The organism is Clostridium chromiireducens (assembly GCF_003575225.1).
In the GTDB taxonomy this organism is placed as follows: Bacteria; Bacillota; Clostridia; order Clostridiales; family Clostridiaceae; genus Clostridium; species Clostridium chromiireducens.
In genome coordinates, this window is sequence record NZ_QXDJ01000001.1 from 922,680 (window position 1) to 940,189 (window position 17,510).

Genomic DNA, 17,510 nt, shown 5'->3' on the forward strand with positions numbered 1-17,510 from the left:
AAAATCATATTGTACTAGTACAAAGGGAGATATATGAGTAAATATAGTGATATAGTTGATTTCATTAGTACCGAAATTGATAACGGTAGTATAAAACATGGTGAGAAAATGCCTACCATTAGAGAGTTATCCCATAAATTTAGCTGTAGCAAACAAACTGTTGTGCATGCTTATGATAAACTTCAAAAAGATCATATTGTCTATTCAATACCGCAAAGTGGATATTATTTAGTTGATAAAAAAGATCTTCATATAGATAAGACAAAAAAAATTATAGATTTTTCAACTGGCTCTCCTGATGAAAGTATATTAGCCTATGAGGAATTTCAACATTGCTTAAATCAAGCCATAGATATACATAAAGCCACTCTTTTTAATTATTCTGATCCAAAAGGGCTTTCCGAGTTAATTAGTACTTTAAAAAACTATTTTGAGGATTATCAAATATTCTGTTCAACAAATGATATATTTATAACTTCTGGTTCTCAGCAAGCAATTAATATACTTTGCAGTATGCCATTTCCAAATGGAAAGAGCACTGTTCTTGTAGAACAGCCAACTTATCATGGTACATTGAAAGCTCTAGAAACTACAAAAACTTCTGTTATTGGAATTGAAAGGAACTTTAATGGATTGAATTTGGAGGAGCTTGAAAAAAAGTTTGCTTATGGCAATATAAAATGTTTTTATACAATCCCGCGTTTTAGTAATCCTCTTGGAATAAGTTATGCAGTTGAGGAAAAAAAGCAAATCGTAAAATTAGCTGAAAAATACGATGTTTATATAATAGAAGATGATTATCTTGGTGAGTTAGAAATCAAAAACAATGAATTTCCAATGTATTATTATGATATCTCCTCTAAAGTTGCTTATATAAAAAGTTTCTCAAAGGTTTTGCTTCCCGGTCTCAGAGTTGCTGCTGTAGTTCTTCCTAAAGTATTAAGGAATACCTTTGAAGAATATAAGAAATGGATGGATTTAAATACATCTGTATTATCACAAGGTGCTTTAGATATCTATATCAAGAGTGGAATGTTTAAGGCAAATAGAAATCGCATAAAAACAATATATAGTAAAAGAATGTCTTCTTTGAAAAGTGCATCGCATAAATTTGATATTCCAAATATAAAATGGCACATTCCTGACACTGGATTTTATGGATGTATTGAATTTTTAGATAAACTTAATCTTGATTGGTTAGTTAAAGAATGTGGTAAAAAAGATATTATTATCAAAGAGATGCATGAGAATTATTTAAAAGACTACTTTAATAATGACTTTTTGAAGATAAGTGTTGGAAGCTCTAGAATATCAGAAATAGAAAACGGGATTAACGAACTTCTTAAAATAGTGAAAAAATATTATCACCGACAAACATTGTAATTATTCTACTTAAATGATAATTAACCAGATTACATAGATGTTTGTATCTTTATGGGATACGTTTTAATTACAAGAGTAATAAAGTCTCATAAACTATTAGAAAAGTTGCATGAAATATATTCCTTAACCGAAAATATACACTTCACGTTTCTATTTTCGGTTAGTTATTATAATTACAAGCATTCTGTTGTAATTCTTACTCCAAATACCCTTCCTGCAATTTTGTCTTTAATTGAAGTAAATTTCACCACAACTTTTGATTTACCACTAGTTAATTCCTTAGGTATTTTATAGAACTTATCAAATAATGCATAAGGTTTATTCTCGTTTAATAATTCTTCTGAAATTAAATTATCATCAACATAAATATTAAATTCTCTTACACATCTTTGACCTTCAATAAAACACTCTTTATCACTTCCCCAATAAGTTACAGCTAGATACGCTTCATTATCAGGATCTACATTGATTTCATAACTAAAATATCCTTCGCCTATAACTTCACGCCAACCCTTTCCAGCTTCACCTGAGTAGTCAGAATGTGAATTTCCAGACTTCATCTTATGTTCTATTTCTGGCTGCTGTTCATTTGGATTAACTAAATCTATAGTTATTTTGTCTAACTTTTCTTGATAATCAATACTAGTTAATTCGTTTTGCTTATATTCTTCACTAGTCATCTTTGTCCAATAAATTGTATATCTTTGATGATGTAGTTTATAAAACGGGATTAATGTGCATTTTACCTTCCCTGGCTCCCCTATTGCTTGTGTTTCGAAAGTTAATATAGAATCTTCAACTGGTTTAATGCACTCTTCAAGTTTCGAATTATCTGTTACTAAGGTTGGAACTACAATTCCTGGATAGTGATTTAATTTTAACTGATCTTCTAGAATATCAGTTTGTGGGAAGTTTTCCCTTCCAAGAGCTCCCGCAAGAACTAATGGTCCATACATAAATGCAATTTTATGTGAATCTTCTTTAGATTTATAAACATGTATATTCATTGGAAGAGTTACATCTATAACATCGCCTTTTCTCCAACTGTCTTCTAGCACTATATATCCTCTGTCTGCTTTTGAATATTCTTCTTTTCCATTTACAACCACCTTAACTTCTCCATTTACCCAATATGGTATTCTTATATTTATGGTCATAAATTTTTCTTCTGCTTGTTCAAAGATAAGTTTTGTCTTATCTGTTTCTGGGAATTTTGTTTCTTGCCTTAAGATTATACCTTTATCATCTAATTGAATTTCTGAATCTATGAAAAGATTAACAAATAGGTTATCTTCATCCCTGTAATAAATGTTTCTTATATACCTTCCTGGATTCTCCATTCCAGTACCTGTGCAGCACCAGAAAGAATTATCAGGTGAACAGTAAATCTTGAAATGTCCAGGCTGTGTTGAAACAAAATAAGTTTTCATTCCAGACTCTGGATCCTGTGACGCAAGTATATGGTTATATAGTGCATTCTCATAGTAATCCATATAGTCTGAATTATGATCCCACTTATATAAATGTTCTGTAAGTTTTAACATATTGTAAGTATTACAGGTTTCTGCTGTAGTAACTCCTAACTTTTCAGTATTTATTTTTCCAAAATGTTCATCTCTGCTATTTCCTCCTATAGCATATGAACGTCTCTTAGTAACCATGTTCCAGAAAAATTTAGCTGCTTCTTTATATTCTTCGATACCTAAAACTTCATAAAGCCTTGCAGCCCCAATCACCTTTGGTATTTGAGTATTTGCATGTTTACCTTCAAGTTCATCCTCATGTTTTGTTAATGGTGCTAATGTTTCTTTATGATAAAATCTTTTTGATAACTCTAAGTAATCATTATTCTTAGTGATTTCATAAAGATTTGCCATAGCTTCACACATACCGCCATGTTCACAATAAAGCATTTTATCAAATTGTTCTTCCGTTAAATTATCTGTTCCCTTTTTAGCCCAATCAGAAAGTTTTTTAACAACTTCGAATGCTTCTTCATTTCCAGTAAGAACATATGCATCAATAAGTCCTGCAAAAATTTTGTGAATGCTATACCATGGAACCCAGCTGTCTCCTAGCTCAAATCTAGTAACATTAAAATCTCCACTAAAAACTTTATCAAAACATTCCCTGGGAAATCCACTTACATACCCCCTGCCGTCTAAACTTTGAAGATATGCAAGCTCTGATACTGCGTAATCAAGCTTTTCCTTTAATTTTTCATCTTTTTCAGCAACATACATAGCAGCTAAAGCTGATAAAAAATGGCCTAAAGAATGTCCACTTATCTTCATTGACTCCCACCCACCATAACGTGGTTTTTTAGGTGTTTTACCTATTGCTTCATAGCAAGGTGCTAAAAGTCTATCAGCATCCAAGTATTCAAGATATTCTTTTCCCTTTTTTTGTGATTCATTGAATAAACCATCTATTAATTTCACTTTTTCCATAAACTTATCCATTCCTTCCATTATAAAAGTGTAATATATTGCATTTACTTATTTATTATTACTTTGTACAATATAAGTATGTCACAAAACAATTTCTTTGTCGGTAGACTATATTAACAAAAGGTGGCGAATATTAACCAATGAGATATCTTAAAGCTAATATTGATTTCCCCTTACAATTTTCCATTTGTGGAAACTTTACTGCTGATAGTAAATGGCTACATATGGAAAGGATTATAGATAATTTTGAAATTATTATAATGAATAAAGGAACTATGCATATTCAGCAGGATGATGAAAAGTATGAGATAGGAGAAGGAGACCTTCTCTTACTAGAGCCTGGACGTAAGCATAAAGGCTATGATTACTCTGATAAAGGGACTTCTTTTTATTGGGCTCATTTTTATTGCAATGATCTTAATGTAATGTATGACCACACCGATGCTATGGCCGAACTGTCAATGGCTCAAAATAATCCTTACTTTAACGGCTTGAGTTCAAGCATATTAATACCTACTCTATCTAAAAATTTAAATCTAGACAGGATAAATGTATTATTTCGTCAATTACTTCACTTATCGCAATCAACCTACTACACTAGTCAGAGTGTAAACTATATTCTTACTTCTCTTTTAATAGAAATTACTGAACAGGTCATACTAAACTTCAACACTTCCATTGGTGAAGCCACTCAGAAAGAAGATATTCTTTCTCAAATTTTACAGTGGATAAAGATTCACATAACCCAAAATATATCCTTACGAAATGTGGCTTATGAGTTTAATTTTACAAAGGAATATTTAGCACGTTATTTTAAGAAAAGAATGGGAATGAGCATGCAGGAATATATAAATTATTTAAGAGTGTCTAATGCTAAACAACTTTTATGCAATTCAAATTTAAACATAAAAGAAATCGCCCATAAACTCGGATTCGTCGACGAAAAATATTTTCTTAAATTATTCAAAAAATACGAGAATTTAACTCCAAACCAATTCAGAAATGCATATAACATGACCTTTTTAAATAATGTGTGACTATTATCTTTTATTGAGTGTACTGTTCAACATAAATATGGTTTATAATAAAGATATTATAAACCATAAAATCCTAAAATATATTACAATATGAAAAATTATTAGAAAGCTACTTTTTTATCGCCTAATTTCTAGTTAATTGTTCATAAAAATCATGATGTATAGATAGCTAAATAACATAGTAATAGGAGTTTTTACATGAAGATAAAAAGATTATTTATAAAAGTTGAAGGGATAGTTCAAGGTGTTGGCTTTAGGCCTTTTGTATATAATACAGCTGTTTTAAATAATTTGAAAGGGTGGGTTAATAATACTTCTGAGGGAGTGTTCATTGACATAGAAGGTTATGATGACAATTTAGATAATTTTTTAAATGAATTACGGCTTAATCCGCCTCCTCTTTCTCGGGTTGAAAAAATAAACATAGTTGAAAAAAATCCTTTTAACTTTCATAATTTTGAAATAAAAGAAAGCCTAGAACATTTAGATAAGATAACTCTCATCTCCCCTGATATTTCTATCTGTAAGGATTGCCGTGAAGATATTTTAGACCCTAATAATAGGAGATATTTTTATCCTTTTACAAACTGCACTAATTGTGGTCCAAGATACTCCATTATAAGGCAAATTCCATATGACAGGAACAAAACTACTATGGAAAATTTTGAAATGTGTCCAGAATGTACGGAAGAATATAATAATCCATTAAATAGAAGATTTCATGCGCAGCCAAATGCCTGTCATAATTGTGGTCCTCATATTTATTTAACTGATAGCAAAGGTGTTGACATCCCTTTAACAGATGTTATTTACAACCAAGAGTTACCTGATAGTTTTGATTTAGCAAGCAATAAATTTAATATTAATGAGAGAATAATAAATTGGACTCAGAAAAAATTAAAAGAAGGCTTTATATTTGCAATCAAAGGTCTAACAGGTTTTCATTTAGTATGCGATGGTGAAAATCCAAATGCTTTAGACCTTTTAAGAAAAAGAAAGCATCGTCCAGATAAACCATTCGCGGTTATGATGAAGGATATTAATATGGTAAAAAAATATTGCTCTGTTAGCAATAGGGAAGAAGAACTTTTATCAGGAGTACGAAAACCCATAGTTCTTTTGAATAAGTTAGATAATTATAGCTTGCCAGAAGCCTTAGCTCCGAATCAAAACACTCTTGGAGTTATGTTACCATTTACTCCACTGCATGAACTTTTATTTTTAAAGGATCTAAATATACTCGTAATGACAAGTGCTAATGTTCACGGTCTTCCTTTAGAACATATAAATGATACTGCTGTAGAAAATTTAGCCGGCATTGTAGACTACTTCCTTATGCATGATAGAGATATCTTTATTCCTGTAGATGATTCTGTCTCAAAAGTAGTTCTAGGTAGCGAAAGAATAATAAGAAGGGCTAGAGGCTATGCTCCTGAACCTATTACTTTTAAAACTGCAACTCCTATACTTGCCTGTGGCTCTAATATGAAAAATACTACTTGTATTTCTAAAGATAGCTTTCTATTTCTTAGTCCCCATAATGGAGATCTTGAAAATATAGAAACCTATGAACATTATAAATCTAACATTGAGCACTTTAAAAGTATTTTTGCCTTTAACCCTAGATACATTGTCTCAGATATGCATCCTGGCTATTATTCAACTCAATATGCACAGTCCTGTGATACTGAGTTAATACAAGTTCAGCATCACCATGCTCATATAGTTAGCTGTATGGTTGAAAATGGACTTTCGAGCAAAGTAATTGGCATATCATTTGACGGAACTGGCTATGGCACTGATGGAAAAATATGGGGAAGTGAATTCCTTATATGTGATTATGAAAATTTCAATCGTGCAGCTCATTTAGATTATGTCATTATGCCAGGAGGTGACACTGCAATATCAGAGCCTTGGAAGATGGGTGTATCATATCTACACCATAGCCTCTCTAAAGATAATACTTATATCAAGGAGTTTTATGGCAATAATGCAGAAAAGCTTCTTAAAATAATAGATAAAAATATAAACTGTACTGAAGCCTCCAGTATGGGAAGATTTTTTGATGCTGTATCATCAATACTTGATATTTGCCAAAAAGTAACTTTTGAAGGCCAAGCCTCTATGGAACTAGAAGCACTAATTAGTACTAACTCAAATACCAATGACTATACTTGTTATGACTATAAAATATTTAGTCAAAATAATGAATTAATTATTAATACAGCTCCAATCATCAATGGTATAATTAATGACTTAAAAACAGGCACTTCAAAAAGTAAAATCTCTGAGCGTTTTCATAATACTGTTATTTCTTTTTCAGTTGATATCTGTAAAAGGTTAAGAACATATTATAATATAAATGATGTGGCGTTAAGTGGTGGTGTATTTCAGAACAACTATCTTTTCATAGGCATTGTAACTGCCTTGAAAAACGAAGGTTTTAATGTCTTTAGTCATAGCAAAATTCCTACAAATGATGGAGGAATAGCTTTAGGTCAAATAGTAATTGCAAATGAAACAATAAAGTCAAAAATAAGATAATAGCAACATACATCATCTTAGCTTCTTCAAATAAAGGTATTGCAAAGAACTTAAAGTGAAGCGAGAACAACCGAAATAGAATACATATATGTGAAACAGGCATTGAAAAATAAGCTGCTGCATATCTAAACTGGAACTTGTTCCACGTCTGCTTGTCATGCGCTTGTCGCAGGAGCATGCAGACGTGGGTACAACTTTCAGTTTAGATATGCTCAGCGAAATTTTTCATAGTCCTGAGGAACATATATGTATTCTATTCCTTTGTTTTGCTGCTGCTTCAAGTATTTCCCAGATACCTGCTAAGGAATATATGAATATTGTATTATAAAGATGTAAACCTCATGAAAAGTCTTGAACATTCTTCATTAAAGGTATTCTTAAGAAATATAAAAATACTTGCTTAAATATGACTCGCTTTAAATTTACACTAAACAAAGAAATTGAATAGATGCTTTTGCGCAGTGTTCATTAGAAGCAAACACATCTATGTCATTTCGTTTTTTGTCAGTAAACTTAAGGTATCATCACATAGCAAGTATTTTTATATTGCGGTTCTTCGCAATACCTTTATAGTGTTATTTTAATTCCTCTTCAATAATATTGGTAATCTGAGGAATCGTTTCTTTTATTATAGGAGATAATTCTAAATCAAAAATAATTTCTTCTGGTTCTACTCCTATTATAGTTACTTTTGGATTAAATCCTAAAAGCTCAGCATCTCTCATGATATCAAGTACTTGTACATCATGAAGAGAAGTTGTTTCTTTTATACAATTTCCTAGTTCTTCTGGAGTAAGTTTATAGATTGTGCCAGGTGCATATCCACCTTTTAGACTATCTAAAACTATAATTCTCCCATTTTTCATAAATACATCTAACAGATTTGGAATACAAGTACCTCCATCTATTAATTCTACATTGTGAGTGTTCTCAAATTCCAGTTCTTTAAGATGCTCTATTAAATGAACTCCTATACCATCATCCTTTAGTAATAAGTTTCCAATACCTAATATAGTAACTTTATCCATCAAATTATACCATTAGGATTAGGTGTAGAAACAATAAAGCTCTTATCCACAGATTTATCTGGTGTCATTATGTGAACAGCACAAGCAGTACATGGATCAAAGGAATGCACAATTCTCATTAATTCAACTGGATTATTTACATCACTAATTTTCACACCAATTAAAGCTTGTTCAAGCGGACCTCTTTTTCCTTTAGTATCTTTAGGTGAAGCATTCCAACAAGTTGGAGTTATAACTTGATAGTTACTAATTATGCTCCGAGTACTTGTAGTACTTGTATTAGTAGTATCTATACCGTATTTAACATAATGAAGCAGTGCACCTCTAGGAGCCTCAGTAACTCCAACACCTTCTCCATTATTTATATAACTAAAACTATGCATTTTAGAATCGTATAAATCCGTATTGTTCGCGTATCCTAATTTGCTAGTGCTACTTCCATATCCTAGTGGGTCTATTTCATAAGACTTTAAGTTATCAACCCAAATAGATAATGCATTTGCTAATTTTTTAGCTTCGAGCATTTTAGCTATATGTCTATCCATAACAGAAATACCGTTTCTATAATCTCCATTTATCCACATTCTAGCAATAGGACCTGCTTCATGAGGGGTATCTTCATATCTCGTTGATTTTATCCATGAGTATGCACCAGATTTATTAATATCAGGAGTTGAACTATTCGACGTTATACCTTGGGCTGAACTTCCTTTATACCAAGAATATCTTGTAGATTCCTTAATTTTTGTAAAATCTACACTTAATAATTCTCCATCAGTATATCTTCCACTTCTAAATAAGTCTTGCTTGCTGCCACCGGCTTCTACTTCAAAGGCTCCAAAGGAAATTAAGTTTCCATAACCTTTACCAATATTAAAATAATCATTATAAACTGATGCAACTTTTTGTACATCTTCATAATATTCATTATTTATAAAATCACTAACTTCTGAAAGAAGAGCTTTATATTGATTAATTTCATTTGCGCTTGGTACTTTTGTTACTCCACCTGGCATTATAGATCTTACATGAGGCATTCTTCCCCCAAATAATGCAACCATTTGGTGTCCTTTACGTCTTATATCTAACGCTTTAACATAATGTTCAAAAATTTTCTTACTTTCTGCCTCAGAGAATCTCATATCTGTATTGAAATTGGTCTTCCAAGGTGATTTATCTGGACCCTTAACATAATCTAAAAGTGACAGATGATAAAAATGTAGTATATGATCTGAAAGAAAGTTACCACCTTCGATTAAATTTCTAATTAATGTAGCTTGGCTTGAAGGAGTAAATCCTTTAGATGCCTCTATTGCTTTAACTGCTGCTATTCCGTGAGATATAGGACATAGTCCACATATTCTTTGAGTAATATGTACTGCATCCCTTGGATCTCTATTTTTTAGCATTGATTCAAAGCCTCTAAACATATTCCCTGAGCTTCTTGCTTCAATAACTTTGTTATCATCATCTATTTCAACTTCAACTTTCATATGTCCTTCTAGTCTTGTAATAGGATCAAGTTTAATAGTCGCCATAATATCCCATCCTTTTTTATAGTTTTAATTATACACTAATACATTTTTTTATTACTTAAAGTTATATATACTGCTAGATGTAGCAACACCATTTGTTTTGGTAGTAAATGGGAAACTAGGATTCGAACACCCTATACACATGCTTCCTGCTCCTAAACAGCCTTTTTTATTCATCCAATCTACGCCCCATAGTTTTGTATAGCAGCTGACAATTGTATTCGCATCATGTCCTCTGCATCCCATTCTCTCGAAGCATTGCCTGCAAGTTCCAAGGGTCGTGCTCTTGTTAAACTTTAACAGCGGACAAGTAGTACTTCCATGTAGAACTGCTGGATAAAAATATTTTGGTCTCTTTGTATTCATAAGAGTTGAATCACCCCCACTTGTCCTTGCTGTATCCGTAAACATTTCTAAAGTTTCACCTAATAACAGCTTAACTATAGTCCCCCCAAGAATATAAGGGTGTACTGGGCATCCTGGTAAGTTTATTATCTTCTTATCATACTCAGTAAGAATTTGATCTACAGCTTTAACTTCTGTAAGATTATCTCCAGCTCCTGAAACCCCTCTAAATGCAGAGCAAGTTCCTGCTGCAATTATATATTTAGCATTTACTGCAAAGTCTTTTAGTGCCTGCATTGCTGTTAATGGCTTACCATCTCTTTCTCCTACTATACAGTAATTACCGCTTTCCCCTGTTGGTATTCCTCCTTCAACAACAAGGATATAACCACTTTCCTTATATTCAGAGTTAAGTACCTCCATACACTCGCTGGCAGCTGAAGCCATTAGGGTGCTGTGATATTTTAAATCTATTGTATTCATTAAAACATCTTCTGCGTTATAACATGCAACTGTCTTATCATATGTCTCATTTTCAACCATATCTAAAAATGATAAAGTACAGCCTGAACAACCTGCTGCCTGAAGCCAAATTACAGGTGTAGAGGTTGCTGAATTTATAATTTCTTCTGCCTTAGCAATATCCATCTTTCCCATTCCTAAAGCTACACCAGATGCTACCATCCATTTTAGAAAATCTCTTCTTGTCATTTTCATGTGTATATTTACCTCCTCATTAAAATTTTAATGAATTCTTAATAGAACTAATCAAGTGAAACTTGATTCAGGTAGGGTTTAATCCCCATCTGAATTTTAGTTGAACTTATACCCTCAAGGGGTACCTAGTCCAGGAGCTTGTAGCCGTTAACTTCCATATCAAAGAAGTGGAAGTTCTACGGATGCTAGCTATCGAATAAATCCTTATTATATTTCAGCTTGTCTGATAATAATTCAGACAAGCTGTTTTTATTGATTATTTAGTATGACTATTCTGCAAGTGACCCATCACTGTTTAAGAAGTACCAAGTTCCATTTACTTGTTTCCAGCCTGTTGCCATTGCTCCATCACTATTTAATAAATACCAAGTTCCATTTACTTGTTTCCAGCCTGTCGCCATCGCTCCATTACTGTTTAATAGGTACCAAGCTCCATTTACTTGTTTCCAGCCTGTTGCCATTGCTCCATCACTATTTAATAAATACCAAGTTCCATTTACTTGCTGCCAGCCTGTTGCCATTGCTCCATTACTGTTTAATAAATACCAAGTTCCGCTTATTTGCTGCCAGCCTGTTAAAGGAGTACCACTTGCATCCTTTAAGTACCAATAACCATCTACTTGACTCCAACTCCTAACTAGTACCGCAGAGGTATTATTAGTTGTACCAGTTTGATTATTGTTTGTTGCATCAGCTTGAGTATTGCTAGTAGTAGATTCATTATCTTTTGAATTACTTGAACCACTACTTGATGATGAGCTAGAACTGCTACTTGATGACTTTTTAGTAATCTTTGAAGTGATAGCTTCATAAACATCACCTGCATAAGTAATTAGCAATTTAATATACATACCATTATCACTGCTAACTAGCTTATAAGTCTTGTTTTCTCCTACTAATGTGCCACTTTCAGAATCCTTGCTAGGTAATCTATACCACTCATAGGTTACTGCTGAATCTGTAGTAACTTCACTCTCATCTTCTACTATAAGTTCACCAGTTAATGTATAACCAACTTTTTCAGTTCCTTTAATTGCTATTGAAACTGATGCTGGTGTTGTTACTGGTAATTCATCTTCAGAAATATAGAAAGGTACAGATTCTAAATTATAATCTTCTACTTTTACTTTAATACTATTACCTTTATCATCATTTGATATTGAATAAGTATCATTTTTTCCCTTTTTGACTAATTCATCATTTCTGTACCACTCATATGTTATAGCTGCACTTGTAGTAAATTCCTTTCCATTAGATTTCACTATTTCAGCTATTAGAGTGTCATCTTTTCTTGTGACCTCTACTGCTGCTGGTGTGGTTATTGCTCCTACTAATAGATTCTCAATTTCTGAATCACTTAAAAGTTGGAAGCTTAAATCAGTATTGTAACCATCAACATTGTAATCATCATCGATGATTTCATCATCCATGGTATTTACTTCTACGGTTCTTGTGGCTTTAGCTGCTACATTCTTATCTGAATCAGTAACATTATATTGTAATTCATAGGTTCCCTCTTTATTGAACACCATATAAGCTCCTTCTTCATATGTAACTGCAGATCCAGTCGTTATTGCCACGTTTGTTACAGTTATTGTCGCGGTCAAATTAGTATCTTTATCATCAGTAATGGTTACTCCTGGATCATCATAAATAGCTCCAGTTGCTACATATACTGTCTTATCTCCAAGCAAAGTAATTACTGGTATTGTTGAGTTCTCTGCCAGCGCCATTTTGCTTGGAAACAAAAATGTTATAACGCAAATAAATGCGATAAAAGATGTTGAAAGTTTTTTGACTTTCTTTTTAAAAATCAACTTGTTTCCTCCTTTTTTCTTAATACTGATATTCATTATCAGCTTAGTATATTTAAAAAATATATTCATATTGATCATCAATACAAATATATAATTTAGCGTATTTTCAAAAACTTTCTTATCCATATATTTATTGAGCCACCAAGAAGTATGTATAATTTCACCTCTGAGTTCACTATATTATTATTTGCTTTATATTTTTGTGTCTTTACTATTTGGTTCATCATTCATCAAATCTCTAGATGATTTTTTAAACTCACTTAATGCCTTTCCTATGGCTGAACCTACTGAAGGTAATTTACCAGGTCCAAATATAATTAAGGCAATTACTAAAATTAAAATCAATTCAGGAAATCCTAAACTTGGCATACTTTTCTTCCCCCTAATTTATGTACTGTTAATACAATTTTTTATTTACTCTCTCTAGTTAAATCTCTTTAAATTCAATAACCTTATGTTTATTCATATTATTTAAGTTTTAATATGAATTTAATAGTTAAACCTTTATTCAAGAGTCGTATTCATCTCCATCGATTGTATCTATATATAATTCATATCCTGTTAATATATTGCAGCAAAATTCATTGCATTTTGGGCATAACTTATTAAAATGCTCAATTTCGAATATAATATTACAATTGCTGCACTCTCCTGTGGCTTTAACTCTTTCAATTATTAATTCTGTATTATCTAATGCAGTTTCCTTTGAAGCACTCTGAAAGGCAAACATAAGAGAATCTTTCATAACTCCAGAGAAATCTCCTATTTTTAAAGTTATTTTATTAATATTTTTTAATTTATTTTCACGGGCTTTTTCTAATACTATATCAATAACCCCATTTATAATTGAAACTTCATGCACTTAACTTCAACTCACTTACTAAAAATAATTTGTAAATCATCTATTATTTATATAATTCTCATTCTTCTATCATTGCTTGAAAAGCTTCTTAATTTTGGATACATAAAGGCATCTCCAAGCAACTACTCTCTAGCAATTCTTTGTTGCATAAAATTTCCTTTGTTAATCCGTCAGCAATAATAGTGCCATCCTTAATTATGATTGTTCTCTCACAAGTTTCCCAAACCATATCCATATCGTGGGTAGTAATAATCCTTGTGTGATTAAGCTCCTTTAGAAGTTTCATTAAATTTCTTCTTGATTTGGGATCTAGCTCTGCAGTAGGCTCATCCATAACAAGAATATCTGGTTCCATGGATAATACTGTCGCTATTGCTACTGATCTTTTTTCTCCTCCAGAAAGTCTATAAGGTGGCTTATCTTTAAGATGCAGGCATCCAACAGTCTCAAGAGCTTTTAAAACTCTTCTTTTTACTTCATCTTCATCAAATTTGTAATTTCTAGCACCAAAAGCTACATCATCATAAACCGATGGCATGAACAGTTGATTATCTACATCTTGAAATACAAGCCCCATCCTTTGACGAATAATTGGCAGTGTTTTTTTAGTCATTGGGATATCTCCGATGTTTATTGAACCTTTCATAGGACTCACTATTCCAAATAGCAAATTTAAAAGAGTTGATTTACCTGCTCCATTTGCTCCAACTATACCAACTGATTCACCATGATTTATCCTAAAATTAATTCCATTAATAGCTTTTTTCCCATCTGGATATGAGTAATATATGTCTTTACATTCTACAAAATGATGACTCATCTAAGCACCCCCATTAAAAGATTACCTAATAATTCAGAAATATTAACAAACCTTAAAGTTATAATAAATATTGTCCATAGAAAAAAATATGTCAAAGAAGCAATTAATAATTTATTTTTGTGATTATAAAAGTATTCACCATCAAAGCCTCTTAATATCATTGCATTATATACCCTATTTGCCCTATCAATTGATCTCATAAGCATTTGTCCTAAAAGAGATCCTGATACTTTAAGAGTCACTGTATTTTTAAAAGGAGACCTTAAATTATAAGCTTTTATTATTTTTAATACCTCTTCTGAAAGTATAAAAATATACCTGTATGTTAAAAGAAATTGAATAACAAATATTTTTGGTACTCCGATTTTTCTAAGTGCCCATGCTATTTCATGAGCCTTAGTAGTAGAAATTAATAATAATCCTGCTAAAATAGTCAAGCTAGATTTTATTATTAATGAAACAAAAGAAATCCATCCACCAAAGATACCAATACCTAATATTTCTATGTGTATTCTTGTATCAAAAATCGGATTAAGTATACCTACTCCAAGAACAAATGGCATTGCAACAAACATTCTCTTGAGTACAGGTGAGTAAGGTACACCTGATAATACAAAAATGATAATAGGATAAAAAACAAATGGTACTACTCCTGAAATATCATATTTATCAAAAGATATTACAATCATTGAATATAATAAAGTAACAAACAATTTTGCAACAGGGTTTATGCTATGAACTAATGACTTTTTATAAGCTGTTTCATCAAGAAAACGTAAGTTATAAATCGAATTGTTTATACTCTCCATATATTAAATCAATCCTTATAATAAATATTAGATATATTTCCCATTTTAACTTGTAGGCATCTTTTCTTTTTTATTTTTAAATATACTTATAATAACTCCCGTTCCTCCGGCTATTATCAACGTAACAATTCCACCTAGAATTCCTGAGATGCTTGTTCCAACATTAACTATGCTTGGTGTTATTTCTGTTAAATTTTTATCTTCTTTTTGCGTTTCTTTTGACTCCTTAAAACTATAATCAGGAAAAACAGCAACCTTGCTCTGTAATTGCGACAATTCTGAGTAAATACTATCTTCTGTTTTCAACTCAGTTTGGCCAGTTACCTTAAATATTGACCACTCTAGCCCATCTGGATTACTAGACGCAAACCAAGAAAAAATTCCTCCTATTAAGAAAATGGCTATTATAGTGCTCACAAAAACCTTTTTAACCGAAATACTTCCTAATGCCTCACCCTTTTCAGCTTTTTCTATAACTTCTGGACTCGCCTTGAGTACAAAGGAAATAACTGCTCCTGTCAAAAGACCTTCCACAATTCCAATTACAAGATGAATTGGTTGCATTAAAAGAAGGAATGTAGTAAAAGGTAGCTCACTTCTTCCAGAAAGAAGAGTTTCAATTACAATGCTAAAAGCTCCCGCCTGCAATCCAAATAACGCTGCAGCTGTAGATGCAATAAAAATTCTTTTAGTTGAATCGTTACTCCTAGTAAGAAACTTATAAATTAAAGGGTATGCAATAAAACATGTATAGAATCCGAGGTTAAAAACATTAGCCCCGTAAGCTAACAATCCTCCATCTGCAAAGAAAAGTGCTTGAATTAAAAGTATTGAAGCCATTGTTAAAAATGCAGCATAAGGCCCAAGTATAATTGAAAGCAATAATCCTCCTCCAATATGACCACTTGAACCAGTACCAGGAATGGAGAAATTAATCATTTGAGCTGCAAATACGAAGGCCCCCATGACCCCCATTAAAGGTATTTTTTTATTATCTAATTCAGTTTTTATTTTCCTTACAGAATATGTATAAACTCCAGCTGTTGCTGCAAACATTGCTCCTCCAACTGCTGGGGAAATTAAGGCATCTGCCATATGCATTTTCTTCATTCTCCTCTACTAAAAAATATCTTATGTTTTTCTAATTAACAGATTCTAGGAAGCTGCTGCCCTGAAGGCATATCAACAATTCGCTGCCCCCCTACTACTGTATCAATATAGACTTTGCTATTGCCGCTTTCAACCACTTTGCCTATTATAGAAGAATCAGTACCTAATGGATGCTTTTTCATTATCTCTAGAACCTCATCTGCATATTCTTCAGGCACAAATACACAAAGCTTTCCTTCATTAGCGATGTACAGAGGATCTAATCCTAAAAATTCGCATACTCCTAAAATTTCATTTTTTACAGGTATACTTTTTTCCCTCAGTCTAATTGAAACATTGCTCGCTTCTGCTATTTCATTTAAAACTGCTGCTACGCCTCCCCTTGTAGCATCTCTTAATACATGTATACTAGGACAAACTTCCAGCATTGATTCTATTAATCCATTTAATGATGCACAATCACTCTTAATATCTCCATCAAAACCGAGTCCATTTCTTTCACACATAATTGTTATTCCATGGTCACCAAGAGTTCCATTAACTATTACTACATCTCCAGGCATTGCATTACATGCCTTAATATTTACATTATCTCTAATAGTTCCAATGCCAGTGGTATTTATGAATATCCCATCTGCACTTCCCTTTTCAACTACTTTTGTATCACCAGCTACAATCTTAATTCCTGCCTTTTCCGCCTCTTCTGCCATTGCTTTTACAATTTCTTCGAGCTTGTCCTTTTCAAATCCTTCTTCTATGATAAAAGCACTGCTTAGAAATAAAGGTTTAGCTCCACTTACCGCTATATCATTAACAGTTCCACAAACTGCAAGTTTCCCTATGTTTCCTCCATTAAAGAAGATTGGATTTACAACGAATGAATCTGTAGTAAAGGCAATCTTATTACCTTCTAGGGTAAGCTGCGCTGCATCGTTCATTTCGCTAATTATAGAATTATTAAAATATTTAAGAAACAAATCACTAATTAAGCTATTAGTTTGTTTGCCACCACTTCCATGACTTAATAATATCTGATTATCACTCATCTACAAA

General features: G+C 32.1%; 14 protein-coding genes. 3 read left to right on the plus strand and 11 right to left on the minus strand.

Translation table 11 applies throughout. From position 1 onward, the window contains the following. Nucleotides 1–33 precede the first annotated feature (33 nt). Entirely contained in the window at nucleotides 34–1,383 is a 1,350-nt protein-coding gene (locus D2A34_RS03820; protein ID WP_119365773.1) for an aminotransferase-like domain-containing protein, read from the plus strand. Nucleotides 1,384–1,556: 173 nt separating this feature from the next. On the opposite strand, the gene D2A34_RS03825 is transcribed toward D2A34_RS03820, so the two are convergent. Next, nucleotides 1,557–3,845 (minus strand): glycoside hydrolase family 127 protein, encoded by a 2,289-nt coding sequence (locus tag D2A34_RS03825; RefSeq protein ID WP_207669009.1) that lies wholly within the window; start codon nucleotides 3,843–3,845, stop codon nucleotides 1,557–1,559. Between the two features lie 128 nt (nucleotides 3,846–3,973). Here D2A34_RS03825 and D2A34_RS03830 point away from each other — a divergent pair, with 128 nt between their 5' ends. Together D2A34_RS03830 and hypF are read left to right on the plus strand one after the other, a co-directional pair. Further along, nucleotides 3,974–4,870, plus strand: coding sequence for an AraC family transcriptional regulator (locus tag D2A34_RS03830; protein WP_119365775.1), 897 nt, complete (start codon nucleotides 3,974–3,976; stop codon nucleotides 4,868–4,870). 198 nt (nucleotides 4,871–5,068) lie between these two features. After that, nucleotides 5,069–7,414, plus strand: coding sequence for a carbamoyltransferase HypF (gene hypF, locus D2A34_RS03835; protein ID WP_119365776.1), 2,346 nt, complete (start codon nucleotides 5,069–5,071; stop codon nucleotides 7,412–7,414). Between the two features lie 575 nt (nucleotides 7,415–7,989). On the opposite strand, the gene D2A34_RS03840 is transcribed toward hypF, so the two are convergent. The 10 genes from D2A34_RS03840 to hypE all read right to left on the minus strand — a co-directional run bounded on the left by D2A34_RS03840 (nucleotide 7,990) and on the right by hypE (nucleotide 17,503). Then, complete coding sequence (locus D2A34_RS03840; protein WP_119365777.1) at nucleotides 7,990–8,442, minus strand: hydrogenase maturation protease; 453 nt, start codon at nucleotides 8,440–8,442, stop codon at nucleotides 7,990–7,992. Next, entirely contained in the window at nucleotides 8,442–9,980 is a 1,539-nt protein-coding gene (locus tag D2A34_RS03845) for a nickel-dependent hydrogenase large subunit (protein ID WP_119365778.1), read from the minus strand. Before D2A34_RS03845 ends, D2A34_RS03840 begins: the two co-directional genes overlap by 1 nt. Nucleotides 9,981–10,031: 51 nt before the next feature. After that, nucleotides 10,032–11,039 carry an NADH-quinone oxidoreductase subunit B family protein gene (locus D2A34_RS03850; RefSeq protein ID WP_119365779.1) on the minus strand — a complete coding sequence of 336 codons (1,008 nt, stop codon included), beginning with the start codon at nucleotides 11,037–11,039 and terminating at the stop codon, nucleotides 10,032–10,034. Nucleotides 11,040–11,308: 269 nt separating this feature from the next. Beyond that, nucleotides 11,309–12,856 (minus strand): immunoglobulin-like domain-containing protein, encoded by a 1,548-nt coding sequence (locus tag D2A34_RS27390; RefSeq protein WP_279221603.1) that lies wholly within the window; start codon nucleotides 12,854–12,856, stop codon nucleotides 11,309–11,311. Between the two features lie 192 nt (nucleotides 12,857–13,048). Continuing rightward, the gene (gene tatA, locus D2A34_RS03860) at nucleotides 13,049–13,225 is read right to left on the minus strand and encodes a twin-arginine translocase TatA/TatE family subunit (protein ID WP_119365780.1); all 177 of its coding nucleotides are present in this window, start codon (nucleotides 13,223–13,225) and stop codon (nucleotides 13,049–13,051) included. 139 nt (nucleotides 13,226–13,364) lie between these two features. Then, nucleotides 13,365–13,718, minus strand: a complete 354-nt coding sequence (locus tag D2A34_RS03865) for a hydrogenase maturation nickel metallochaperone HypA/HybF (RefSeq protein WP_119365781.1) — start codon at nucleotides 13,716–13,718, stop codon at nucleotides 13,365–13,367. An 88-nt stretch (nucleotides 13,719–13,806) separates the two neighbouring features. Continuing rightward, nucleotides 13,807–14,538 (minus strand): energy-coupling factor ABC transporter ATP-binding protein, encoded by a 732-nt coding sequence (locus D2A34_RS03870; protein WP_119365782.1) that lies wholly within the window; start codon nucleotides 14,536–14,538, stop codon nucleotides 13,807–13,809. Next, entirely contained in the window at nucleotides 14,535–15,347 is an 813-nt protein-coding gene (gene cbiQ / locus D2A34_RS03875) for a cobalt ECF transporter T component CbiQ (RefSeq protein ID WP_079440456.1), read from the minus strand. The genes D2A34_RS03870 and cbiQ overlap by 4 nt, the downstream gene beginning before the upstream one ends. 45 nt (nucleotides 15,348–15,392) lie before the next feature. After that, nucleotides 15,393–16,448 carry an energy-coupling factor ABC transporter permease gene (locus tag D2A34_RS03880; protein ID WP_119365783.1) on the minus strand — a complete coding sequence of 352 codons (1,056 nt, stop codon included), beginning with the start codon at nucleotides 16,446–16,448 and terminating at the stop codon, nucleotides 15,393–15,395. A gap of 44 nt (nucleotides 16,449–16,492) precedes the next feature. Beyond that, on the minus strand, nucleotides 16,493–17,503 hold the full coding sequence (gene hypE, locus D2A34_RS03885) for a hydrogenase expression/formation protein HypE (protein WP_079440454.1): 1,011 nt from the start codon (nucleotides 17,501–17,503) through the stop codon (nucleotides 16,493–16,495). Nucleotides 17,504–17,510 lie beyond the last annotated feature (7 nt).

Bases quoted from the DNA above. Each gene is read 5' to 3' on its own strand.
- D2A34_RS03830 (WP_119365775.1), top strand. From the start codon at position 3,974: ATGAGATATCTTAAAGCTAATATTGATTTCCCCTTACAATTTTCCATT.
- cbiQ (WP_079440456.1), bottom strand. From the start codon at position 15,347: ATGGAGAGTATAAACAATTCGATTTATAACTTACGTTTTCTTGATGAA.
- hypF (WP_119365776.1), top strand. From the start codon at position 5,069: ATGAAGATAAAAAGATTATTTATAAAAGTTGAAGGGATAGTTCAAGGT.
- D2A34_RS03845 (WP_119365778.1), bottom strand. From the start codon at position 9,980: ATGGCGACTATTAAACTTGATCCTATTACAAGACTAGAAGGACATATG.
- D2A34_RS03880 (WP_119365783.1), bottom strand. From the start codon at position 16,448: ATGCATATGGCAGATGCCTTAATTTCCCCAGCAGTTGGAGGAGCAATG.
- D2A34_RS03850 (WP_119365779.1), bottom strand. From the start codon at position 11,039: ATGAAAATGACAAGAAGAGATTTTCTAAAATGGATGGTAGCATCTGGT.
- D2A34_RS03820 (WP_119365773.1), top strand. From the start codon at position 34: ATGAGTAAATATAGTGATATAGTTGATTTCATTAGTACCGAAATTGAT.
- D2A34_RS03840 (WP_119365777.1), bottom strand. From the start codon at position 8,442: ATGGATAAAGTTACTATATTAGGTATTGGAAACTTATTACTAAAGGAT.
- D2A34_RS03825 (WP_207669009.1), bottom strand. From the start codon at position 3,845: ATGGATAAGTTTATGGAAAAAGTGAAATTAATAGATGGTTTATTCAAT.
- tatA (WP_119365780.1), bottom strand. From the start codon at position 13,225: ATGCCAAGTTTAGGATTTCCTGAATTGATTTTAATTTTAGTAATTGCC.
- hypE (WP_079440454.1), bottom strand. From the start codon at position 17,503: ATGAGTGATAATCAGATATTATTAAGTCATGGAAGTGGTGGCAAACAA.
- D2A34_RS03870 (WP_119365782.1), bottom strand. From the start codon at position 14,538: ATGAGTCATCATTTTGTAGAATGTAAAGACATATATTACTCATATCCA.